Raw genomic sequence first — 24,934 nt, 5'->3', positions numbered from 1 at the left:
CGTTTTTGTACATAGATTAGTTGACATTCATATAGATTTTTTCCATTTTCAAAGATAGTTTTGTTTTTTATGTTATTTTTCAAAAATTACTGCTGAAATTTCTATATTCATGACTCAGTATATAATCATTGTTTGATGAAATGACATACCACGTCCCTTAGAGTTTCATACGTATTACGATAACTTAAAGAAAAAAGATAATAGTAGTCAACGGTTACTATTATCTTTTTTGAACTATTTTTCATTAAAATATCCCATCTGCTGTGTTCCTTATTTACTTTTCCAGATTTTATCCTAGTTTAAAATTTATGCATTTGAACTGTTTATACAATTTGTAGGATTTTTAGCTTTTTTGTCGAATACACTTAATGCAAGGAGGGACATTACATGATTATTAAAGATTATTTCATCAACCTTTCTATTTTTTCTTTATTAGTTAGCGCAGCAATATTTATTCAAGTGTTTACAATTAATTCTAGTCGATATTTCGAAAAGCTCTATGGAGGGATTATTGCAGTTACGTTAATGTTCTTTTCTTTTCCATACATGGGATTTTCTTACGATCTTCGAGTTGTTCCTCTTATTCTATCTTTTATTTACTTTGGTCGTATTGCTGGTTGGATTACGCTAATTAGCATAATATTAATGCGTATTTTTTACATTGGAGAGTATTGGGAACCTCCTGTGATTGCTTATTTATGTATGGGGATTCTATTTTCTACTTTTAAAACTTATTTTAAAAAACTACATCCTTTTAAAAGTGCATCGTTATATTTTTCTGTTTTTATTGGAATAAAGTGGTTAGTTGGCGTATTATTTAATACTACATTACTTTACACAGGAGGCCTATTATATATAGCGTTAGGACTTTTAATTGGGCTATTTCTTATGGAAGCCTACCAGAGATTGTATTATTTAACACAGGACTTATCTAAAATGAATCGAGAATTAAAAAAATCGAAGCAAGAACTTGCAGATACCGTACATGAGCTTCAAGGAGGAATTTTTAAATTTAAAAAAGTGGATAAGCACTTTATACACACTTTATGTGATGGACAGTTTTATTATCAAAACGGATTTTATTCTGAACAGGTGGTAGGAAAAAGCTTACGTACTATTGATGCTTCTATTGTTCCTCCACATTTAGTTCCACAATTGATGAAGTACTATCTTCAGGCATGGGAAGGAAAAGAAATTATATTTGAATTACCTTGGCCAAATGATAAAACTATTATTCTTATTGCGCTTAGGCCGATTAAACGAAATAGACAAGTTATTGAAGTTGTTGGTTCTACAGTTGATATAACCGAAAGAAAAAAGGTAGAATCAGAATTAAGCGCTACCAAAGAATTATTGGAATCATTTATAAAGCACAATCTAGATGCTATTACCATTTCTGATCGAGAAGGGCATATTTTACAAGCCAACAAAGCTTATGAAAAGATATTTGGGTGGTCATCACAAGAAATCATAGGTAAGAGATTACCTTGTGTACCAGATTTTTTAATGGAAGAATCACTTGAAAATATTCAGAAAATTCTAACAGGAGAATCGGTGGTTACTAGATTAGAAACTGTTAGACAACGGAGCGATGGGAGTCTTCTTGATATCAGTCTGACAGTTTCTCCTATACTAGATGTAAGAGGAAATGTGATAGCTTTATCAGCAATATGTAGAGACATCTCTGAAAGAAAACAAGCAGAAAGAGAACGGCATCAATTACACCAGCAATTAAGAGATAGTGAAATGAAGTACCGTGCACTAATCGAACAAGCAACTGATGCGGTATATGTAGTAGAGCTGAATGAAGATAATACTCCAAGTCGATTTATTGAGGTAAACCCTGTTGGGTGTAGAAGATTTGGATATAGTAGAGAAGAGTTGCTTTCATTATCATTTTCAAATATAGTACCACAAGATTCTCAAATAATCGTAAGGTTATTAGAAAAAATTAAAAAAGGACAAACTTCCTTCACTTTGCAAGATGAATATGTTTTTCCAACAGGAAAAGTAATAACAACTGAGTTTAGTGTTCGTGTTTTTAACTTAAATGGTAAAAAAGTTTTTCTAAGTATTTCTCGTGATATCACTGAACGGCTAAAAACAGAAGAATTATTACGAAAATCTGAAAAACTTGCTGTTGTAGGACAATTAGCGACTGTAATGGCTCATGAGATTAATAATCCATTAACTGCAATGAAAGGGTTCATGCAATTACTAAAATCAACGGAAAATGAGAATAATCAGGGTTATATTAATATAGTATCATCAGAGATTGAGCGTATAGAGAGCATAACAACTGAATTTATGGCGGTAGCCAAACCACAGGTAGTAAAAATGCAACCTAATAACATTAGTGTGCTAATGGATCAAGTTTTAATGCTACTACAACCTCAAGCAATGATGCATAATATAAAATTTAGAATCGATCTTAACCCTGGTATTCCATTGATTTCATGTGAAGGAAATCAATTAAAACAAGTATTTGTTAATATATTAAAAAATGCAATTGAATCTATGCCGATGGGAGGGGAAATTCTGATTCAAATAAATATACTTGATAATAATCAAGTAAGCATTCGTTTTATCGATCAAGGGTGTGGGATTCCAAAAGAACGTATACCATACCTCGGAGAACCTTTTTATAGTATTAAAGAAGAGGGGATTGGCTTAGGATTAATGATCTGTTATAAAATCATTGAAACACATCAGGGAAAGATATTTATTAAGAGTGAAATGAATAAGGGGACTACAGTTGAAGTCACTCTCCCTATTTGTACACTTCAAAATTAAGATATTCTCTTACTGAAATTTTTTAAGAAACCATACAGAATGTAATGCCAATGTTACTTAATGAAATAATAAAGAGAAGAACACTGGTAAATGTACCCTATAGAATAGACACTTGAAAAAGCCTGTTATAAAAACATCCTTTCTTTAGAACCAAAAGAAAGGATGTTTTTAATATTGTAATTTTTCTTGGAGACATTTCAAATTTTTACTTGTAATACATTTTTTAACTAATTTTGGTTAAGTTAGTTAAAAAGGCATTGTTTTTAAGGAGCATATTGACATATAAATATCCCTCATTTTTAAAATAGAAATTTCTAAAAACTATATATAGGTTCTTTTTGAAAGGAAGGGTATTATCAATTGAAACCACATGAAAAAGTACCTGTTCACTCTATAAAATCTTTGCAGGAATTAATGCAATTACTAAAAAAATCTAAAGATTTTATAACGTTGGAGATCGCTTCAAACAAATCCTCTATAGTCATTTCATATTTTAGAACCTTAATCGATGTAAATATATTTCATGAAGAGGTTTTAACTTATATAAAAGAGAAGAGCTTCGATTCATTACAAGATATTCGGTCTGTCTTACCCTTTGAAAATTCAAAAATAACAAATCAAATGGAAGATATTCAGGATAGTATTTTAAACGGCTATATACTTATTCAGTTCGATACAGATAAATTAAATGGCTTGTTAATCAATGTGGCAAAGAAAGAAAAAAGAGATATTACAAAAGCTGAAATTGAATACAATATCGTGGGTCCACAAATCGCGTTTGTTGAAGATTTAGATGTAAACTTAAATTTAGTACGTAGAAAGCTTCCAACACCTTATTTACAAATGAAGGAATTGAAAGTAGGCTCTCTATCTAACACAACCGTTGCGATTGTATATATTGAGGGAATTGTAAATGATCAAAATCTACAAGAAATTATAAAAAGGGTGAGTCTAATAAAAACAGACCACGTTTTGGATAGCACGTATTTGATGCAGTTAATTGCAGACAACCCGAATTCTATATTTCCTCAATTTTTGAATACAGAACGACCAGACCGTGTAGCAGCTGTATTGGCAGAAGGGAAAATTGCACTTTTTGTAGATGGCTCACCTTATGCAATCACTCTTCCAACAACATTAATTGACTTTTTTTCTACCACAGAAGATTACACCATGCCTTGGATTATTGCCTCTTTTTTTCGTCTATTAAGGCTTTTTGCTTTTATGTTTTCTGTCTTAACGACTCCATTATATGTTGCAATCTTAACATATCATTACGAGCTTATTCCAAAAGAACTTCTTGAAACGTTAATCATATCGAGAAGTAAAGTACCTTTTCCTCCATTAATTGAAGCGCTTTTTTTAGAAATAACGATTGAATTACTGAGAGAAGCGGGGGCACGTTTACCAACTAAAGTGGGTCTAACTGTCGGTATAGTAGGTGGTATTGTAATTGGACAGGCATCTGTAGAGGCAAGTCTTACAAGTAATGTACTTATTATTATTGTTGCACTTTCAGCTCTTAGCTCATTTACAGCACCAATATATCGAATTGGTAATACAATTCGAGTAATTCGTTTTCCTTTTATAATATCTGCACACCTGTTGGGTTTATTAGGAATTGTTTTAACAAGCTCTTTGCTTTTAGCACGTTTATTACGTACAGAATCATTAAGACGTCCTTATTTGTTTCCTTTTTATCCTACACGCCCTACAGATTGGAAAGACAGCATTATCCGTTTGCCGATCTCAGCGATGTTTCGACGTCCTATTTTTTCAAGATCTAAACAGCGTTTTCGTTTTAATCCAGAAGAGGTAGAGAAAAATAAAATTAAATCACGAAATGATTTTGATGATTGAAATTAACAGGGAGGAGCATTATGAAACAGATCCCAATTGAGTATCAAGTCTCTCCATATATGGTGTTTTTTTTAATTATTACTATACAGATGGGGGTTGGTATGCTTGGTTTTGAAAGGATTAGTGCAAAATTAGTTGGAAATGATGCGTGGATTAGCACGCTGCTTTTTGGAATATCTGTTAATCTTATGATTTGGATCATATATCAGATTTTAAATCAGGGTAATGGAGATATCATTGCAATCAATCAAGACGTACTTGGAAAATGGATTGGTGGATTGTTCAACTTCATTTTTTTATCTTATATTGTATTGTTAGGTGCAACAACACTACATACCTATATCGAAGTAGTACATGTTTGGATGTTTCCTTCCATTTCATCTTGGATTATAGCAGGGGCTTTTTTGGGTCTATGTTATTACATTGTGACTGGAGGATTTCGTGTAGTTGCTGGAATCGGCTTCTTTGGAATCGTTATCCCAAGCATTCTAATCTTCACATTTTTTTATCCTTTGCAGTATGCAGATTTCCAAAATTTATTTCCAATTGCACAGCATTCATTCCTAGAAATTATGAAAGGAATGAAAGGAAATATGTTTAGTTTTTTTGGATTTGAAATGTTATTGTTATACTACCCATTTATTAAAAAGGCAAGAACGTCTCAAAAATATGCGCACTATGCAAATTTAGTAACGACTATTGTCTACACATACCTTATGATTTTAACTCTTGCGTTTTTTAGTGAAAAACAACTAGCGAGCGCGATATGGGCATATTTAAGCATGATTAAAATTATACAATTTCCCTTTATAGAGCGGTTTGAATACATTATTGTTTCTGTTTGGGCTTTTTTTATATTACCCAATGTTTCCTTTACATTATGGGGAGTAAGTCGTGGTATAAAAGAGGCACTGGGAATAAAGCAAAAATATGTTTTGCCAGTTATCATCCTGTTCATCTTTGTTTTATCATTTTTCTTGAATAACCGTAATAAAATTAACTTATTAAATACTTGGACAGGTCAAATTGGCTTTGTATATATATATGTATACCTACCTATATTATGGCTAATTCAAACCGCCAAAATAAAGTTAAGGAGATAAACATGAAGCGATGGATACTTTTCCTTATAGTAAGTGTCTTCTTAATAGGTTGTGCTAAAACGAAAATTGTGGATGACATTGACTTAGTTCAAGTTGCGGCATATGATACCGAAGCAAAAGGTAAGCTAAAAGGAACCTTTGCGATTTCAGCTTATAAAGGAGGCGGGGAAGGTGAAACGAAAATCTATTCAGCATCAGGCCAGACTGGTAGAGAAGTTCTTGCAAGAGCATCCGAAAAATCTTCTGGACCTCTAGAGTTGGGGCAATTGCGTGTTATTATATTTAATGAAAAAATAATTGATAAGGGAATGCAGGAAATTTTAGAGACTTTGAACCGAAATCCTAGTGTAGGAAATGCAATTTATTTAGCAATTACAAATGTAAAAGGGGAATCACTATTAAAGGGGAATTATTCTGAAGAAAAAGAAATTGCTTCCTATCTATCCTCTTTACTGGAGCAAAATATGGATAATGGAACGCAGCCAAAAACAAATTTTTTTATGTTTTTAAACCAACTTAATGATGATGCGAGAGATTCATATTTACCGATAATATCTAAAAAAGGTAATGTGTTGGAGTTAGATGGAATAGCACTTTTTAAAAGATGTAAAATGGTTGATAAAGTAAACCCTAAAGATTTATTTGTATTTAAATTGTTGACAGATAATTTTAAACAAGGTACATACCAATTCAAACTACCTGGTTCCTCAAATACTTACGCCACGATAGAGAATATAAAAGCTAGAACAAAATATAAGATGGAGGGGAATAGTAAGCATCCATTCATAAATGCTCATATTCAAGTTAAAGCTGAAATTCAAGAATTTACAAAAACAAAAAATCTAGATAATCCTAAAGAAATAAAAAAATTAGAAAAAATTATGGAAAAAGAAATAGAAAAAAAAGCAACTACATTGATAAAGAGATTTATTAAAAAAGACACAGATCCTATAGGACTTAGAAAGCTTGGTAGAACTCACGTAAGAAAATGGAACAGTCAAGAATGGGAAGAATCCTATAAACATTTACGTTTTCGTGTAACAGCTGATGTAAAAGTAACCCAATCTGGTGTTACAGAATAAATCAAATAAGATATGGAAAAATTTAACAAAAAAATATAGTCTCGCAGGAGATTAGGGAGAAGAGAAACGATTAACAAAGAATTTCATAAATAGTAAGATGCTTTGTTAATCGTTTTTATACCTGTAGCTTTATCACTTATAGTAATCATAATTATAATAAAAGAACAACGAAACAAATTCCCGATACCACATAATTATAAGAGGACAATAAAGCATCAAGATATAATGTATGTTTTGTCTGGAAAAAAAGAATTTCAGTACTTCAAGGTTAAACACTTAACTTTAAAGTAGTAAATTCGTTGCTTGTAGCACTTCAGCTAGACTGTGCCCCCGAAAGTTAGAAAGGTCGGTTTATTAAGTAGCCTCTAGGGAATGAGCCTAGTACAATACTGGATTCATTTCCTTTTATTTTTCCTTGATTCTTTCATGATTATAGTATTTTATATACTTTGCTAATTCTTGTTTAAATTCTGTTATACTTTCAAATTCTTTCGATACAGAAATAGACATACAAAAACGCCATTCTTTCTTATAAATCTACAGAAAGAATGGCGTATTCTTCAAAAGTGAGTTCCTTTATTGAAAAGTTTTAGTTCTATATGACAGATAAAAGGGCAAGTAACGCTAAAATAGCGAGAAATCCTTGTTTCATGATAATTGATTTATTGGATGTGAAACCTCCGAAAATAGCTGCTACCACTATACAAATGATGAAAAATAATTGAATCATATAACCAATGGGATTGTTTCCAAGTATAAGTCCCCGAATGAGGCCAGCTGCTAAGAATTCATTATATAAACCGTTTGCAAATTAATTGTCTAAGTATTTCTAAGTTTAAAGAGTACAGTGTCTTCGTTTTTTATTGAATCAACTTTTACATGTTGGTTCAATATTTTCTATTCTCTTGGAACTTAGTTCTCGTTTACTTCTCACAAAAGCAATAAAATCTATTATCTCTTCTGTTGACAGTGCTTCTCCATCTATTAAAAGTGTTGGATCTGGATCGTTTAGGAGTCTTGTAATATCAATTACATCTTTGTTTTGATGTGAATGTTCAATTCGGCCTAATATATAATCTACAGATGTATCAAATAAATCGGCTATTTTTGATAAAGATTGTAATGAAGGTAATCTATAACCATTTTCATACCCGGCATAGGTGCTTTTCGCAATCCCAAGTCGATCTGCTGTCTCTTGTAAGGACCATTTTTGATTTTTTCTTAATTTAGATAAACGTTCCAGCATTCGTCTCATACCCCATCTAATTTTATTAAATTAATTATAACATAGAAAAAGAATCAAGAATAGAAAAAAAGTACGCGTATTGAATACAAAATCTTGATTAATTCAAATTAAGTTCTATAATGATAAATATAAATACGCATTACGCGAACGCTATATCGTTGTTTATTTTATGGAGGGGTTGTGTATGAAGAAAATTTTATTACTTGCAACTGGTGGGACAATTGCATCTGTGGAGGGGAATGAGGGGCTTGTTCCAGGATTGTCCGCTGAGGAATTATTGAATTATTTTTCGAAGTCTTCTCGAAACTTAGAAATAGATTGCAAAATCTTAATGAATATTGATAGTACCAATATGCAACCTGAGCACTGGAAAGAAATAGCTAATGCTGTTTTTAATCACTATGATGACTATGACGGGTTTGTGATTACACATGGAACGGATACGTTAGCTTATACATCTTCTGCGTTATCTTATATGCTGCAAGGTTTAAGAAAACCAGTTGTTTTAACAGGTTCACAAGTACCTATTAGTTTTAAAAAGACAGACGCAAAAAAAAATGTAGCTGATGCTCTTAGGTTTGCCTGTGAGGATGTTGGCGGTGTGTTTATTGTTTTTGATAGTAGGGTGATTATTGGGACGAGAGCAGTTAAAATGCGAACAAAAAGTTATGATGCATTTGAAAGTGTGAATTATCCATATGTTGCTGAGGTAAATGAAGATGAAGTGAAATATCATTGGAAGCCAACTTCCTCACATAGTGAACTTTCAATAAATACTAATTTATGTACGGATGTTTTTCTTATGAAATTGTATCCAGGTACAAAGCCTGAGGTATTTGATTGTTTAAAAGATTTGTATAAAGGGATTATTATTGAAAGTTTTGGAAACGGTGGATTACCTTTTGAAGGAAGGAACTTGCTTTCGAAAATTCAAGAGTTGACTGAAATGGGGATTGCTGTAGTGATTACTACTCAATGCCTGGAAGAAGGAGAAGACATACTTCTCTATGAAGTAGGACGGAAAGTGGCGCAACATCAAGTAATATTGTCTGGAGATATGAATACGGAAGCCATCATAGCAAAATTGATGTGGGCGCTTGGGAAAACTAATAAATTAGAAGAGATTAAAAAAATTATTGAAGAGCCTTTAGCCTACGATTTAACAATAAAATCTGATAAGGATTGGTAATGACTTCATATGATTTATTTAGGTTTTACATTTAATATGGGGGAGAAATTAAAATGGCAATGACAAACAAGAACGTGCGAGTGGAGAATGATTTTTTGGGAGGAAAGGAATTACCTATTGAGGCATATTACGGAATTCAGACTTTACGCGCTGTTGAAAATTTCCCGATTACAGGGTATAAAATTCATGAAAGTTTAATTAGAGCGTTCGCAATTGTAAAAAAAGCAGCAGCGCTTGCGAATACAGATGTAGGAAGATTGGAATTGAACAAGGGCGGTGCGATCGCAGAGGCTGCTCAAGAAATTCTTGATGGAAAATGGCATGATCATTTCATCGTAGATCCAATCCAAGGCGGAGCGGGTACTTCAATGAACATGAATGCAAATGAAGTCATTGCCAATCGTGCTCTTGAATTATTAGGGATGGAAAAGGGAGACTATCATTATATTAGTCCAAATAGTCATGTAAACATGGCGCAATCAACAAACGATGCATTCCCAACAGCGATTCATATCGCTACATTAAACGCATTAGAAGGTTTATTACAAACGATGGGTTATATGCACGATGTATTTGAATTAAAAGCAGAACAGTTCGATCATGTGATTAAAATGGGTCGTACACATTTACAAGACGCTGTGCCAATTCGCCTTGGACAAGAATTTAAGGCGTACTCTCGTGTACTTGAACGTGATATGAAACGAATTCAGCAATCACGTCAACACTTATATGAAGTGAACATGGGAGCAACTGCAGTTGGTACAGGCTTAAATGCAGACCCAGAATATATTGAAGCAGTTGTAAAACATTTAGCTGCAATTAGTGAACTACCACTAGTTGGTGCAGAAGACTTAGTAGATGCAACGCAAAATACAGATGCATACACAGAAGTATCTGCAGCACTGAAAGTATGTATGATGAATATGTCTAAAATTGCGAATGACCTTCGCTTAATGGCATCAGGTCCACGTGTTGGTTTAGCAGAGATTATGTTACCAGCTCGTCAACCAGGTTCATCTATTATGCCAGGGAAAGTAAACCCTGTTATGCCAGAAGTTATTAATCAAATTGCGTTCCAAGTAATAGGTAATGATCATACAATTTGCCTTGCTTCAGAAGCAGGACAATTAGAATTAAACGTGATGGAACCAGTACTTGTTTTCAACTTACTGCAATCAATTAGCATTATGAATAACGGTTTCCGTGCCTTTACAGATAATTGCTTAAAAGGAATTGAAGCGAATGAAGATCGCTTAAAAGAGTATGTTGAGAAAAGTGTAGGAATTATTACAGCCGTGAACCCTCATATCGGTTATGAAGCAGCAGCTCGCGTTGCGAAAGAAGCAATTGCAACAGGGCAATCCGTTCGAGAACTTTGTGTGAAAAATGGTGTATTGTCACAAGAAGACTTAGAGTTAATTCTAGATCCATTCGAAATGACACATCCAGGGATTGCAGGAGCAACTCTTTTAAAGAAAAATTAAAAGAAGAGGGGGGACAAGTCCCTCCTCTTTGTTTACAATATAGGGATTTTATATGTGAATAGAGGTAGGGAGATTATAAGTAAGTAACAGTGGCGTTTAATAGTTCATAGAAACAAAATTAAGAGGAGCAGCAATATAATCAACATCACTTTTAAATAAAGAGGATTTATTAAAACATCTTATCATGTTAACAACAAGTTTACATGAATCTTTATAAAAAACTATGACCAACCATGAATCAATAGTTGGCCATAATAATCTCAAAGACCCATATCTTTTAATCCAGGACTATGCTCATTTGGCATTTCAGGAAGTTCTGGTACAGGAAAACCTTTTGGCGGGTCCGTTACTGCTAATGTTCCTTTGTTTCTACTTGGTGATTCACCTTGGAATATTTCTCCCATTCTTGTTGGATCTAAGCTAAAATTAAATTGTGCGTTATGGAATCCCATGTCTACATACTTTCTGCACTCTGGGTATTTATTAATATCATAGTTCGGCACAGGGAAGAGTTTCCCCCATTCAACACCCAATGTCTCTAAAGCTTTTGCGAAAGCATTTTGATGTGCATTATCACGTACAATTAAAAATGCAAGTGTTTCTCTAAAAGTTTGATTGGAACTCATTTCATAAATTCTAGTTTTTTGAAGTACACCTGTAGATTCAAGTACTACGTTATCTAATAAATCGCTAATTAAATTCCCATGGCTATATACCCAAGATCCATTCCATGGGTTGCCAGCTGCATCAACGGGCAATGAACTTTGAGCACCTACAATAAAGTGATGAGGATTGGCATGTTTAACCGCTTCATCAAGTGGTGCTGTGTCAACACCTGCATTTCCTGGTGTAGGTTCACCAGATCCAGTTAATAGTTGATTAATTGTATGTTGTACAAGTTCTACATGGCTTATTTCTTCTAAAAAAACACCTCGAAGTTAATCACGATATTGCTTCTCTTTCCCTCTAAAATTTGAGCTTTGGAAGAAGTATTGCATCATTGTACGCATTTCGCCATAATGCCCACCTAATATTTCTTGTAAAACTTTTGCGGCAGCTGGATCTGGCTTGTCCGGCTTGATAATATTAATCAGTTCTTCTTTATAATAAAACATGAAGTACACCTCTTTTAAGTTAGTTAACATTGTTATCGTGTCCGCTATTTGGTTACTTAATACTTTAATTCATGTTTTTACCAATTATTTATTACCTCAAAATGCAAAGTTTTTGAAAATAACTATTTTAGATGTGAGATGAAAATAGGGGATAGATACTTAGCATTTAATAAAAAAAGATAAGATTACGAAATGTAATCTTATCTTTTCATTAAGAATAATGAATTGTAGCTTTAAGGCTTCAGAATGACTTTTATACAGTCGTCTTCACGATTATTAAAAATCTGATAACCATAACTCGCTTCTTCAAGGGGAATTTTGTGTGTAATAATCTCTTTTGGATCAAATTCTTTATTTGTTATTTTTTCAAATAGTTCCGGCATAAAATGAATGACAGGTGCTTGTCCCATTTTAAGATTAATATTTCTAACCCAAAATGCACCGAGTGGAAAGGCGTTATAATTGCCACCATAAACGCCGGTCATTTGAACCGTTCCATATTTTCTTACGGCTTTCGTAGCGATTTGAATAGGACCGAGAGTTCCACCTTGTAATTTTAATTTTTGTTCCAGAAATTCTAGAGGCGATTTTTTTCCATCCATCCCCACACAATCAATAACTACATCAGCACCGCCACGTGTAATTTCCTTTAAATGTTCTCCCATATCGGGGAATTTTGTAAACTCAAATACCTCAACATTGTTAATCTTTTTTGCATAATTCATCCGATAATCTAAGTAATCCACTGCAATTACACGTTTAGCACCTTGCATCCAAGCGAATTTTTGTGTCATTAATCCAACAGGTCCACAACCAAGGACGATAACAGTATCACCTGGCTTAACGCCTGCGTTTATTACACTCCAATAGGCTGTTGGTAAAACATCTGATAGAAATAGTAGGGATTCATCTTCAAGTTCGCATGATTCCGGTATAACAAATGGAGTGAAATTTCCAAAAGGAACTTTTAAATATTCTGCTTGTCCGCCCGGATGATTACCAAATTTCTCTGTATAACCAAAGTATCCACCAGAATCGTAATGAGGGTTTGAGTTATCACATTGACTTTCCATTTCATGTTGGCAATAGAAACAATGTCCACAAGAAACGTTGAATGGGATGACAACACGATCGCCTTTTTTCACTTTAGTGACATCTGGCCCGACTTCTTCAACGATTCCCATTGGTTCATGGCCGATAATGTATCCTTGAGGTAAGGGCATGTTGCCTTGATATAAATGTAAATCAGAACCGCAAATAGCGGTTGAAGTAATTTTTACAATAATATCATCTTTTTTCTCTAATTTTGCATCATCCACTTGTTTAACCTGTACTTGGTTTGGTCCTTGATAGGTTACAGCTTTCATCTCATATCTCCTTTTGGATTATGTCTCAAAACATAATTTTATTTAATCTCTTGGTGAAATAGAAATCTTTCTTTTGTTTACTGAAGGGAATTAGAAAGTATACATAGTGTTGTTATGAAAGTATGTTATATCAGTTATTCTTTCTTATATGTTTTGCCCTACTTTAAGAAAAAAATCAATTTTTATTCATAATCTAATTTCCATAAAAAGGATAATTATTATTTCATAATTTGTAGCATATTAAAAACATCGGAGGTGAAACAATATGGGAAAAAATAATAGTGGAAGTCGTAATGAAGTATTAGTTCGAGGCGCTGAACAAGCTCTTGATCAAATGAAATATGAAATTGCACAAGAGTTTGGTGTACAACTTGGTGCAGATACAACAGCTCGTTCAAACGGATCTGTTGGTGGTGAAATTACAAAACGTTTAGTAGCAATGGCAGAACAACAACTTGGTGGTAGAGCTAACCGCTAAGTAAATTGGCTTAAAATATAGCAAATATGTAAATCAATTTCTTTTGTGTATTCATAAAAATAAAAAACCTTATATTAAACAGATTCTCACTCAAAGATTATTGATAATCTTCTTTCATAATCTTTGAGTATTTAATTTGTAAACTACTTTCCTAAACAATAAACACGCAGTGTTGGAAAGGTGTTTTCCATGCATAGTAGAAAATCTTTTGCAGGAAAAAGCATACTTAAAAATTTGATTTCAATATTGAAATCAATATTTATTATGATATTTTCGAAAGGTAGGAATTTAAAAATGGGTATATTAAGTGGAAATCCTCAAAATGAACCTTTACATTACGGAGAAGTATTTGACATTTGGAGTTATCTTCTTGCTGCACAGGGTGCAATTGCAAGCCATCAAGTGTTTATGAATCACACAGGTGATGAAGATTTGAAGAAGTTTTTAGAAAGCTTAATTGAAAATGATATGAATTCGGAAATAGAAGAATTAAAAGCTCTTTTAAAGATTAATGGGGTCGCTTTACCGCCTGCTCCTCCAGAACGACCAGTTGCATCTATCGAAGACATTCCTCCTGGAGCACGTATTAATGATGTTGAAATTGCTGCAGCTGTTTCTACAGGATTAGCAGCTGGACTTGTGACATGTAGTCAAGTAATGGGAAAATGCCTTCGAGAAGATGTAGGTATGCTATTCGGACAATTTCATATGAAAAAAGCGCAGGCAGGTGTAACTCTGCTACGTTTAAGTAAGAAAAAGGGATGGGTAGTTCCACCTCCATTACATGTAAGAAATTCTGACCAAGCGTAATAAACAAAAATAAAAAAGTGGCGTTGGCCACTTTTTTATTTTTTAGGTGTATCCTCAAGCTTGGACTTATTTATTGTGGAAGAATCCATATATTCATCTGATATCTCCATAGCGTATTTATCATGGTGAATATGATTATGTTCTCTTAATTCATTGTCATTACGCAGTACTAACTTCTGCATATAAATATGGAAGAAAACTTCTATTCCGCCAATAATTAAAGCAGCTAAAAATGAAGAAAATCCAATATTATGAGTAGCATCTAAATTAGTAAACAAGGATGTTAATAACCAAATTCCAAAGAAGCTTAAACCGAAATCTGCCATTGTAGCAATCGCATTTCCGTATTTAGGTAAAATGAAGAGATCTCCGATTAAATAGGCAGTTCCCGTAAGGAAAAGAGAAATTAATAATACTTTAGGAATTGAAATGCCTTGAAAGATACTGAGCATGATTAGCAATACTGCAGTTATCGCTGTGTACTTAATTAATAAGGCAACAATATGTTTCATCTTTTTTCCTCCACTATTTAAAAGTATATTGAATAAAACATTCCATTAAAAACGGGTTATGCTTTTATATAGCGTAACCCGTTTTATATTGTAATGGAGGTCTATTTATGATATCCCATGGCACGTATGTTATATTTCGTTCTCCTATACACTATTATTTTGGGCTTAAAGAGCATCAATTATACCTTTGAATTCGTGGTCGTAATTACCAATTAATTAACTATATATTTTATCATGTAATTTAACATATTAAAGAAAGAAGGAGGTGAATTAACATGTCAAACAATAACAGTGGAAGCAGCAACCAATTATTAGTACGTGGCGCTGAACAAGCTCTTGATCAAATGAAATATGAAATTGCTCAAGAATTTGGAGTGCAACTTGGTGCAGATGCAACAGCTCGTGCAAACGGATCTGTTGGTGGTGAAATTACAAAACGTCTTGTATCATTAGCTGAGCAACAACTTGGCGGTGGCGTTACTCGTTAATTTTATATACGAAATGGATATAGAGGAGAGGCATGCTGTCTCTCCTTTCTCATACATTTTTTTAGTAAATAAGCTTAGTAGCGTTAGAATTTTTTTAGATTTACAACTATAACTCGAATTTATTTGTTTAAATTTTATACTCTCGAGGTTTTAAATACATAATTAATTTTTGTGAAATAAAAGATAAGAGGTTATATTTGATGCGAAAGGGGCAGAAAAAATGAAATATGAAGCGTTATTTACAGTTGAGATTTCTGTAGGAAGTGAAAGAGTAGCAAACCATAAAATAAAGGCTCATGATGTCGTTGATGTTGTTGAAAAGCTTGCTGAGAAGTATTTAAGTAATCATGAGGGACATTCTCGAAATGAATAAAGGAGAATAGTAATATGACCTGTCATGATGTTAATAATGAAACGAAAGAAAAAAAAGATTTAAAATGGTGGCAACTCTCACTTATTGGGATTGGTTGTACGATAGGGACGGGCTTTTTTTTAGGATCTAGTATAGGAATTAAAATAGGTGGTTCTTCAATTATTCTTATTCTTATTTTAACTGGATTCACTACATATATTGTATTTGAGGCATTGGCAAAAATGGCTGTAGAAGATCCACAAAAAGGATCTTTTCGCATTTATTCAAGAAAAGCTTTTGGAAATTGGGCGGGTTTTAGTCATGGGTGGACATATTGGTGTTCTGAACTGCTTATTATGGGTAGCCAGTTAAGTGCGTTAGGAATCTTTTCACGCTATTGGTTTCCTAAAATACCATTATGGATATTTGCTACTATATATGGAGTAGCGGCTATATTAATTATTTTTATAGGGGTAAAAATATTCGAACGTTTAGAGAAATGGATGGCTATTATAAAGATTGCTGCTATTATGGGGTTTATTGTAATTGCTATTTTGGTTATTTTAGGATTTATAAAGGGTGGTTTATATAAAGCACAAATTCCGCGGAATTTTAAAGATTGGTTTCCAAATGGATTAAAAGGCACATGGTCCTCTCTAATTTATGCATTTTATGCATTTGGAGGAATTGAAATTATGGGGTTAATGACAATAAGGCTTAAAGACCCTAAAGATGCAAAGAAATCAGGAAGAGTAATGTTAATGATTTTAACGATTATTTACGTAGTCTCTTTAGGGTTGGCAATTATGATGGTTCCATTAAACCAGTTTAATACGAAAGAAAGTCCTTTTGTAATAGCATTACAAGATTATAATTTGCCGTACGTGCCATTTATTTTAAATGTGGTATTAATTTTAGCGGGTTTTTCAACATTAGTTGGTTCATTATTTGCAGTGACAAGTGTATTAATGAATTTAGCTGAAGAGGGAGATGCACCTGCAATGTTTGCTAAAAAAAATAAAAAAAACATCTCTTTTCCAGCCTTAATTCTTATTATAATTGGACTTGGTGCTTCTATCCTTAGTGCTTTATTCCTACCCAAAAATATATATGAATATGTAACAACTGCAGCTGGATTAATGTTGTTATATACATGGAGTTTAATTCTTCTTTCATTTTGGAAATTAATGAATCCCAAAGGTTGGATGCAGATAAAAAGTATTATTGGTCTTATTATGATTGCATTAGCTGTTAGTGGAACATTATTGCAAAAAACAACCCGTTTCGGTTTCCTAGTGAGTTTGTTGTTTTTAGGAATAGTTATTCTTGTTACTATAATTGTTCATTTTATCTCAAGAAAAAGAAATGCAGCTATATGAAGTATCTTTCTTTTCACAATAGGAATAGTATGTCAGAAATAAATAATAGAAGTTATTGAAAAATAATTTGGTAAGTTTGAAAACCAAAATATAATCCATAAATAATAAGTGATATGCCAGATACTACCGTTATAAGAGACAATATACGAGCATTCAAAATTTTACGAAACATACTAGATGTACTTGCCATCGTAATATCCCATATAAAAATACCTAAAATAATCCCTAAGCTATATAACAAAAGCTGCTCTTTATTATAAGAAGAAGCGGCTTTTGCTAATATCGAGCCGAAAATGCCAAGCCAAAATAGGATTGTTAATGGATTAGATAAAGACATAAAGAAACCAGAAAAGAAGCTTTTAATAATTGAATCGTCATTTTTAGTATTACTAATGCTAATTTGATTCGCATTTTTTAAACTTTCGATGCCTGTATAGATTAAAACAAAAGCTCCGAAAGACCATAAGAAAAGTTTTATAATATCTTTTTCAAGGAAATGAATTACCCCTAAATAAATAAGTGCCATGTAGATAACATCTGCAAGTAAGGCTCCTATGCCGAGAATCCAAGCGTGAAAAAACCCACTTCTAATACCCTTTTCTAACTGTGCAGCATTTATAGGCCCCATTGGAGCAGATAATGATAAACCCAAGAAAACATAGCTTAAAAATATCCCCACGTATAACATGCTCCTCCCACTAAATTTGATCTATATTAAATCTATTCAGTGGTTAAAGTTTGTACAACTAAATAATAAAAAGCAGAGGGGATTATTTATTTTTATGCAAGTATTTTATTATTCGAGAAAATGGACACTTTGATGGAATTGTCTCATCATCACGTAAAAAATATTGCTGCCATTCATAATTATCTTTTTGACCATAATCTTTGAGAGAAGGATGAATAGGAGCTTTATCATAAGCGGCTAGACGTTGACGTATTAAGTTTTTTAGTTTTCTACTGCGTTTCTCAGAGCTCATAATCCCCTGTAAAACCCATCTAGGGGTTAAAGCGAGCATCATACATGAAAAATGTCTACTTTGTCTATTGACATGGGCGGGTGTAGCGCAGTAAACGAAATATGATTCATTATGAAAGCAAAATTCCCAAGTGTTTTCCATAGGGTCATTTGGAATGTGTGTAGGCCATTCCATCTCGTCCAAACGGCTAGTTGTATTAAGAAGAGACCAATAAATATGTTCAAAATCTTCAACTGTAGTTTCTCGCTCTAAATCTATTGGTGTATGAATAAAAACAATAAATGAGGCGTATTGACCTGTTTCTCTAGAACATTCAGTATATTCTTTAAGTAATGCAGCAAAATCCGCACTAGTACTCATATCTCTAGGATCACCAATGAATCCGTATCTGAGGTGATTGGCTGTAAAACCGTGTTGGGCTGGTATACAAGGGAAAGGTTTATTTTTATCTGTCATTTTCAATTTGAAAGAACGAAAAGCTTCTTGTTGCCAATGTGGAAGGGTAGTAAAAATTTTTTGTAAAGAGTCTTTATCATAAAGTATAGTCATCTTTTTATCCCTCCTAAGTCATAATATATAGCCTATTAATTACTTAGAAATAGGTGACTAACACAGCAAGAATAATTGTTTTTCGTTTTATTAAAATGAAATAATTTAATGGGTACCCCCTGCAACGAGTTACTTTAATATCTAATAATGTATAAATTTAAGTAACTATAAAATTTGAAAAAATATGTAGGTACAATGTTCACATTTATATTTTCTAACTAGTATGGTTTATAACGAAATAAGAAAGGATGTATTATGATGTGGATTTTTAAAGAAGAAAAAATTAAATTTATAGATTGTAAAGGCGAAGAAGTCATTTTGAAAATCAAAATTAAGGATATAAAAAAGTAGGGAAGAGGAATTAGGTCTATTTTATTGTGATTAACATAGAAGAATGGAAAAAATGATAAATTAGGTTGAAATGAATTCATATAGTATAGGCCCTTTTTGAATTTTTTTTGCATAATGTAGAATGAATGCATATTAAGGAGGAACATCTATGTCTTATCCTAATCAATTAGCTTGGCATGAAACATTGGATTTACATGAATTAGTAGCATTCCAAGCGAATGGTTTAATTAAATTAAAAAAATCAGTTAGAAATGTACCAGATCAAGCACTTCAATCGTTATATATTAAAGCTATAAATGCTATACAAAACAATTTACAAGAGTTAGTACAGTTTTATCCATATGCTCCTGGATTTCAATCGCAACATCGTGATGACACTGGATTTTACGCTGGAGATTTGCTTGGGTTAGCAAAGACATCTGTTCGAAATTATGCAATAGCGATTACTGAAACTGCAACACCGCGACTTAGAGAAGTTTTAACCCGTCAAATAAATAGTGCTATACAATTACACGCACAGGTTTTTAATTTTATGTATGAACGTGGTTACTATCCAGCTTATGATTTAAAGCAGCTATTAAAAAATGATGTGCAGAATGTGCAAAAGGCGATACAAATGCAATATTAAAATGAAGATATGGAAATTATCTTTAGAGAAAAACTATAGTTTATATAGGTCAAACAGTTAAGACTAAATGGTAATTTCCATTGTTAATAAATTGATTAAATTCTACTAATATAAATTCATTCTAAAATATTTAAGAAATTATACAAAGTCTGTTTTAGAATACGAGCCCCCCTATTTAAGAACTTGTTAGAGAATTACTTTCTAAATAGAAATAGATGTTTGTATAATATGTGGTGATTATGGGTAAAAAAAGTTGTTATCGGGAATCTCTTGAACTAGAATTTTTAGTACAAGCTATAACGGATGTTTGTACATGTTTTAAACAGGAGAGTCATTCATTTTGAATTAACTTTGTTTAGTTTTCATTTGAAAAACAAACAAAAAATAAAAAAGTAGAAATAAAATATATAAATTCCAAACACTTGGAATTGTAGATATTCCGAAATAGATTCCTCCAGGTAATAACCAAATACTGCAAATTAAAATCAAAATATTTTCTCTTTTAACTATTGAAATGAACGCCCAAAAAGAGGGGAGTAATAACATGAAAAGAACCGTGATGAAAAAGTCTTTATTAGATAGTTGATCGCTATACGGATTAAAATATAGAAATAATAGCGAAAGTAAAAAGATACTTATAGATGAAATCAATCCTACATAAACATGTATATTGTTTTTCATAATTAAGATTCTCCCCTCAATAACAATCTACTTATAATTCTATTTTCAAAAACAAATTTTATGTAATTGTTCTATAAATAAAAAAGCAGTTAGCAAAAGCTAACTGCAGTGAGAAATTTACATCCATGAAATTAAGGAGTATAACTATCTCATGGGTTAAGTATAGTATGAACAAAAAAATTGAGCTTATACTAAAAAATTAAAAAGAGCAGTTATTGATTATGACTGCTCTTTAATGGCAAGAAATAAAGCCTGGGTAAGAAGCAGACTTTATTATATATAGTGTTTGCGAAATTTCAATTTTTATTCCAAAAGAGTAGTGCTATTCTTAGAATATAGATATTGCCTACATTCAGTTTTTTAACAGATTAAGTTTAAAAGCTTTTAAAGGATGATTTTGCATTATACTTTGATTCATTAATATAAAAATAAACAAAGTATTTCCGCGTTTAATGCATCTTTTTATCTATATATTTTCCGTAATCAGGTACAGCAATTTTATCAAATTCTTGAACGAGTGTTTTGAGGCTTGTTGATAGCAATTCACCCGACATCGGTATCCCGTGTCCAGTAACGGCGGTTAGAGGCTTTAACTTTTCTAGCTTAAGAACTGACTCTTTAGCGGCTTTCCAGTCTGTTGTTAAATAACGAGGCGGACCGCTTATTTCCTGTTCTTGAGTTATTACTTTATATAGATACTCCTGTTTCACTGTAACAAAAGCGTCCCCAGCGATTAAAGTTCGGTCTTTTTCTCGGAATAATGAAATATGCCCTGGAGTATGTCCTGGTGTATGAATCCATCTAAACTCTGGCATATGGGGAACAGTTCCATCGGTAGGTAGCGCTTTTACGTTATTTCCTAAGTCAATTGGTTCGTTTGGGAACAGAGGAGACATTTTCGCTACCATACCACCTTCAACTGTAGGGTCTGGTTCTGGATAGCTTTGTTGTCCAGTCAGGAACGGTATCTCCATTTGATGTGCATAGACGTGAACATCCCAATGCTTGATGAGTTCAATTATTCCCCCAACATGATCAAAATGGCCGTGAGTTAAAATAATTGCTTTTGGGCGACTATTGGTACCAAATCGATCTTTAGCGATAGAGATAATTTCATTTGCACATTTAGGCATTCCAGCATCAACTAAAACAAAATCATTGGTCTCAGGATTTCCAACAAAGCATATATTGACGATTTGAATCGTGTAACAAAATAAATCACGTAATACTTCGATGCCGTGACCACTTTCAATTGAAGTTGCTGGAATAAACTTGTAATCGCTTCCGTAATTCATTTCATTGTCCAATTTTTCTCCCCCTTAATATATTTTAATACGACATTATAGTTCCCTAATCTTGAAAATTCATTTTGGCGAATTTGAGAAAAGAATTAATGTGGGATTAAAAACAATAATTTAGTCCTAGAATTAAGAGGGATTCATATCAATTTATATAAAGTGCAAACAAAAAATATTGCTTTTAAAGTCACAGATTCTACTATTTTTTGAGGCGAATTTATGGCTTAATAAAAGATTTATAAAGATATTACAATATGGATTTATATAAAAAATACATAACAAAGTTCGATAGAAATCCATTATGTCTAATGATTGCTTTTCATAATAAAAGAATGTTTAAGTTTGGTGATGTAATTGAAGTGAATTAGAGGGGAAATAGAAGTGATGATCTCTTCCTAACTTAATTATATCATGTAATTTACGTTCGAAATAGACTGTTTCTTCTCATTTACTACTGTTACAATCAAGAACACATGAATAGTAAGGAGAGGTGCCAAATGAGTTCTTTCGTTCTCGATTTTCAGGAAATAGAAAAAACGCAGCTTTTTCTCGTTGGTGGAAAAGGATTGAATTTAGGGGAGTTATCCAATATTCAAGGGATACAAGTGCCAGAAGGGTTTTGTGTTACAACGGTAGGGTATGAACAGGTCATCGGAAAAAATGGAGCGTTTCAAACTTTATTGAATCAATTAGCAATGCTAAAAATTGAGGAACGAGATCGAATTGGTGAAATTAGTAAGCAGATTAGAGAAGTCATTATGGCGGTGGAAATTCCAGTTGATGTAGTGGAATCAGTAGCTCATTATCTCTCGCACTTTGGCGATGAACATGCATATGCAGTGCGTTCGAGTGCTACTGCTGAAGATTTACCGTATGCCTCGTTTGCTGGTCAACAAGATACGTATTTAAATGTTATTGGAAAAGAAAACATTTTGCAGCATATTAAAAAATGCTGGGCTTCTTTGTTTACAGATCGGGCGGTTATATACCGAATGCAAAACGGTTTTGATCATAATCAAGTTTCTATATGTGTTGTCATTCAAAAAATGGTTTTCCCTGAGGCTTCAGGGATTTTATTTACTGCGGATCCGATTACTTCGAATAGGAAGGTGTTGTCAATCGATGCCAGCTTTGGACTTGGCGAGGCGCTAGTATCTGGATTGGTTTCTGCCGATAATTATAAGGTAAAAGAAGACGAAATCGTCGAAAAGGTCATCGCAACGAAAAAATTAGCCATCTATGGACGAAAAGAAGGCGGAACAGAGAGAAAGAAAATTGCTCCTAATCAGCAAAAATTTCAAACACTTACTGAACAACAGATTTTACAACTAGCACGCATCGGAAGACAAATCGAAGCTTATTTTGGTTGTCCGCAAGATATTGAATGGTGCTTAGTTGATGATACAATTTATATAGTCCAAAGCAGACCGATTACGACTTTATATCCAATTCCAGAAGTAAATGATGGGGAAAATCACGTGTATATATCAGTTGGTCACCAACAAATGATGACCGATGCGATGAAACCATTAGGTTTATCTTTTTTCCTGTTAACGACTAGTGCACCTATGTGTAAAGCCGGAGGAAGACTATTTGTTGATGCTACGCAAAGACTAGCTTCACCTGCTAGCAGAGATTACTTAATAAACACTTTAGGTAAATCGGATCCGCTCATACGAGATGCATTAACGACTGTAATTGAGCGAGAGAATTTTATTAAATTGTTATCGGATGATGAAAAAGAAAAGGATCTTAGTAAAAATGTGCCACCTGCAAGTTCGCAACAACAACCTGAAAACGATCCGGAAATCGTTACGAATTTAATAAAGAATAGTGAATTATCAATAGAAGAATTAAAACGAAACATGCAAACGAAATCAGGGGTGGATGTACTTGATTTTATTTTAGAAGACATTCAGCAATTAAAGAAAGTATTATTTAACTCGCAAAGTATAGCTATCATTATGGCAGGTATGAATGCTTCATCATGGATTAATGAAAAGATGGAGCAGTGGCTAGGAGAAAAAAATGCAGCAGATGTACTTTCACAATCTGTACAACATAATATTACGTCAGAAATGGGGCTAGCGTTATTGGATGTGGCAGATGTGATTCGGCCGTATCTGGAAGTCATTGCGTATTTACAGCATGTAGAAGATGACAGCTTTTTAGATGAATTAATTCAGTTTAAAGGCGGGGAAAAAGTTCGGGATGCAATCGATGCTTTTCTAAATAAATATGGAATGAGATGCAGCGGAGAAATCGACATTACGAAAACGCGCTGGAGTGAACAGCCAGCTACAATTATACCGATGATTTTAAATCATATAAGAGACTTTGAATATGGTGCTAGTAAGCGGAAGTTTGAAGAAGGGCTACAGGAAGCTTTGAAAAAAGAAAAAGAGTTGTTAGAGCGATTGCAGCACTTGCCGGATGGGGAACAAAAAGTAGAAGAGACGAAGAGAATGATTTGTAACCTCCGCAATTTCATCGGTTATCGTGAATATCCGAAATACGGCATGATTCATCGTTATTTCATATATAAGCAGGCATTACTGAAAGAAGCAGAGAAACTTGTGCAAAATAATGTTCTGGATGAAATAGAAGATATATACTATCTAACTTTTGAAGAACTTCACGAAGTCGTCCGCACAAATAAACTAGATTACAAGATTATTCATAAACAAAAAAATGCGTACAAATTATATGAAAAACTAACACCTCCGCGTGTTATCACGTCTGATGGAGAAATCATTACAGGTAAGTACAAACGCGAAAATCTCCCGGCTGAAGCAATTGTAGGTTTGCCTGTTTCTTCTGGAGTGGTTGAGGGGAGAGCACGCGTTATTTTAAACATGGAAGACGCGAATTTGGAAGATGGAGATATATTAGTTACGGCATTTACCGATCCTGGGTGGACACCTTTGTTTGTTTCTATAAAAGGGTTAGTCACTGAAGTCGGCGGGCTTATGACGCACGGAGCAGTGATTGCACGTGAGTATGGCCTGCCAGCAGTTGTTGGAGTAGAGAACGCTACGAAACTAATAAAAGACGGGCAACGAATTCGGGTACATGGAACAGAAGGATATATTGAAGTGTTGTAGTTGTATTTTAGATAAATAAAGAAATCGTCCACTAAATATAGTGGACGATTTCTTTATGATTTTAATAGTTTTATCAACTTTCATC

Annotated in this window: 19 protein-coding genes and 4 pseudogenes; 14 read left to right on the top strand and 9 right to left on the bottom strand. The window is 33.2% G+C overall.

The features are described 5' to 3' along the window. The first annotated feature begins 387 nt into the window (after positions 1-387). From C3Y97_RS15220 to C3Y97_RS15200, 5 genes and pseudogenes are all read left to right on the top strand, one after another. Positions 388-2,793, top strand: coding sequence for a PAS domain S-box protein (locus C3Y97_RS15220; RefSeq protein ID WP_136363499.1), 2,406 nt, complete (start codon positions 388-390; stop codon positions 2,791-2,793). A 360-nt stretch (positions 2,794-3,153) separates the two neighbouring features. After that, entirely contained in the window at positions 3,154-4,653 is a 1,500-nt protein-coding gene (locus tag C3Y97_RS15215; RefSeq protein WP_000802295.1) for a spore germination protein, read from the top strand. 20 nt (positions 4,654-4,673) lie between these two features. Continuing rightward, positions 4,674-5,756, top strand: coding sequence for a GerAB/ArcD/ProY family transporter (locus C3Y97_RS15210; RefSeq protein WP_000809697.1), 1,083 nt, complete (start codon positions 4,674-4,676; stop codon positions 5,754-5,756). A 2-nt stretch (positions 5,757-5,758) separates the two neighbouring features. Then, the gene (locus C3Y97_RS15205; protein ID WP_000832873.1) at positions 5,759-6,838 is read left to right on the top strand and encodes a Ger(x)C family spore germination protein; all 1,080 of its coding nucleotides are present in this window, start codon (positions 5,759-5,761) and stop codon (positions 6,836-6,838) included. Positions 6,839-6,985: 147 nt separating this feature from the next. Next, positions 6,986-7,118 (top strand): annotated as a pseudogene (locus C3Y97_RS15200) (excinuclease ABC subunit C); the annotation flags it as partial. Between the two features lie 125 nt (positions 7,119-7,243). Here the strand turns inward: C3Y97_RS15200 and C3Y97_RS28475 are convergent. The 3 genes and pseudogenes from C3Y97_RS28475 to ansR all read right to left on the bottom strand — a co-directional run. Continuing rightward, positions 7,244-7,330, bottom strand: a pseudogene (locus tag C3Y97_RS28475) (IS3 family transposase); the annotation flags it as partial. A 103-nt stretch (positions 7,331-7,433) separates the two neighbouring features. Then, positions 7,434-7,649: pseudogene (locus tag C3Y97_RS15190) on the bottom strand (DUF1304 domain-containing protein); the annotation flags it as partial. A 57-nt stretch (positions 7,650-7,706) separates the two neighbouring features. Next, a complete protein-coding gene (ansR, locus tag C3Y97_RS15185; protein WP_000893569.1) occupies positions 7,707-8,084 on the bottom strand; it encodes an HTH-type transcriptional regulator AnsR in 378 nt (125 codons plus the stop codon). Between the two features lie 184 nt (positions 8,085-8,268). Here ansR and ansA point away from each other — a divergent pair, with 184 nt between their 5' ends. Together ansA and aspA are read left to right on the top strand one after the other, a co-directional pair. Beyond that, positions 8,269-9,273 (top strand): asparaginase, encoded by a 1,005-nt coding sequence (gene ansA, locus C3Y97_RS15180; RefSeq protein WP_000722302.1) that lies wholly within the window; start codon positions 8,269-8,271, stop codon positions 9,271-9,273. Positions 9,274-9,326: 53 nt separating this feature from the next. Beyond that, positions 9,327-10,757 (top strand): aspartate ammonia-lyase, encoded by a 1,431-nt coding sequence (aspA, locus tag C3Y97_RS15175; RefSeq protein ID WP_001251924.1) that lies wholly within the window; start codon positions 9,327-9,329, stop codon positions 10,755-10,757. Between the two features lie 260 nt (positions 10,758-11,017). Here aspA and C3Y97_RS15170 read toward each other — a convergent pair. Further along, positions 11,018-11,872 (bottom strand): annotated as a pseudogene (locus tag C3Y97_RS15170) (manganese catalase family protein). A 233-nt stretch (positions 11,873-12,105) separates the two neighbouring features. Continuing rightward, positions 12,106-13,239 (bottom strand): zinc-dependent alcohol dehydrogenase, encoded by a 1,134-nt coding sequence (locus C3Y97_RS15165; RefSeq protein ID WP_000649086.1) that lies wholly within the window; start codon positions 13,237-13,239, stop codon positions 12,106-12,108. A gap of 265 nt (positions 13,240-13,504) precedes the next feature. On the opposite strand from C3Y97_RS15165, the gene sasP reads away from it, so the two are divergent. Together sasP and C3Y97_RS15155 are read left to right on the top strand one after the other, a co-directional pair. Then, on the top strand, positions 13,505-13,717 hold the full coding sequence (gene sasP / locus C3Y97_RS15160; RefSeq protein WP_000517671.1) for a small acid-soluble spore protein, SasP family: 213 nt from the start codon (positions 13,505-13,507) through the stop codon (positions 13,715-13,717). Positions 13,718-14,011: 294 nt separating this feature from the next. Then, complete coding sequence (locus tag C3Y97_RS15155) at positions 14,012-14,527, top strand: DUF3231 family protein (RefSeq protein ID WP_136363498.1); 516 nt, start codon at positions 14,012-14,014, stop codon at positions 14,525-14,527. A 35-nt stretch (positions 14,528-14,562) separates the two neighbouring features. Here C3Y97_RS15155 and C3Y97_RS15150 read toward each other — a convergent pair whose 3' ends face one another. Beyond that, on the bottom strand, positions 14,563-15,039 hold the full coding sequence (locus tag C3Y97_RS15150) for a YndM family protein (RefSeq protein ID WP_000680664.1): 477 nt from the start codon (positions 15,037-15,039) through the stop codon (positions 14,563-14,565). A gap of 275 nt (positions 15,040-15,314) precedes the next feature. Here C3Y97_RS15150 and C3Y97_RS15145 point away from each other — a divergent pair, with 275 nt between their 5' ends. From C3Y97_RS15145 to C3Y97_RS15140, 3 genes are all read left to right on the top strand, one after another. Then, on the top strand, positions 15,315-15,527 hold the full coding sequence (locus tag C3Y97_RS15145) for an alpha/beta-type small acid-soluble spore protein (RefSeq protein ID WP_000069660.1): 213 nt from the start codon (positions 15,315-15,317) through the stop codon (positions 15,525-15,527). Positions 15,528-15,747: 220 nt separating this feature from the next. Next, the gene (locus C3Y97_RS27865) at positions 15,748-15,900 is read left to right on the top strand and encodes a hypothetical protein (RefSeq protein WP_006920787.1); all 153 of its coding nucleotides are present in this window, start codon (positions 15,748-15,750) and stop codon (positions 15,898-15,900) included. A 14-nt stretch (positions 15,901-15,914) separates the two neighbouring features. Further along, complete coding sequence (locus tag C3Y97_RS15140) at positions 15,915-17,258, top strand: amino acid permease (protein WP_088054500.1); 1,344 nt, start codon at positions 15,915-15,917, stop codon at positions 17,256-17,258. Between the two features lie 52 nt (positions 17,259-17,310). On the opposite strand, the gene C3Y97_RS15135 is transcribed toward C3Y97_RS15140, so the two are convergent. Both C3Y97_RS15135 and C3Y97_RS15130 read right to left on the bottom strand, forming a co-directional pair. After that, positions 17,311-17,937 (bottom strand): LysE family transporter, encoded by a 627-nt coding sequence (locus C3Y97_RS15135; RefSeq protein ID WP_060852530.1) that lies wholly within the window; start codon positions 17,935-17,937, stop codon positions 17,311-17,313. A 91-nt stretch (positions 17,938-18,028) separates the two neighbouring features. Beyond that, on the bottom strand, positions 18,029-18,787 hold the full coding sequence (locus C3Y97_RS15130) for a YqcI/YcgG family protein (RefSeq protein ID WP_006920793.1): 759 nt from the start codon (positions 18,785-18,787) through the stop codon (positions 18,029-18,031). Between the two features lie 499 nt (positions 18,788-19,286). Here C3Y97_RS15130 and cotF point away from each other — a divergent pair, with 499 nt between their 5' ends. Next, complete coding sequence (gene cotF, locus C3Y97_RS15125; RefSeq protein WP_060851962.1) at positions 19,287-19,766, top strand: spore coat protein CotF; 480 nt, start codon at positions 19,287-19,289, stop codon at positions 19,764-19,766. A 1,130-nt stretch (positions 19,767-20,896) separates the two neighbouring features. Here cotF and C3Y97_RS15115 read toward each other — a convergent pair. Then, positions 20,897-21,754, bottom strand: coding sequence for an MBL fold metallo-hydrolase (locus C3Y97_RS15115; protein WP_000368288.1), 858 nt, complete (start codon positions 21,752-21,754; stop codon positions 20,897-20,899). A gap of 488 nt (positions 21,755-22,242) precedes the next feature. On the opposite strand from C3Y97_RS15115, the gene ppsA reads away from it, so the two are divergent. Then, positions 22,243-24,849, top strand: a complete 2,607-nt coding sequence (ppsA, locus tag C3Y97_RS15110; RefSeq protein WP_000094186.1) for a phosphoenolpyruvate synthase — start codon at positions 22,243-22,245, stop codon at positions 24,847-24,849. Positions 24,850-24,934: the final 85 nt, after the last annotated feature.

Origin of the sequence: Bacillus sp. DU-106, assembly GCF_004799705.1 — a bacterium.
GTDB lineage: Bacteria > Bacillota > Bacilli > Bacillales > Bacillaceae_G > Bacillus_A > Bacillus_A cereus.
This window is presented reverse-complemented; position numbering and strand designations above follow the sequence as displayed.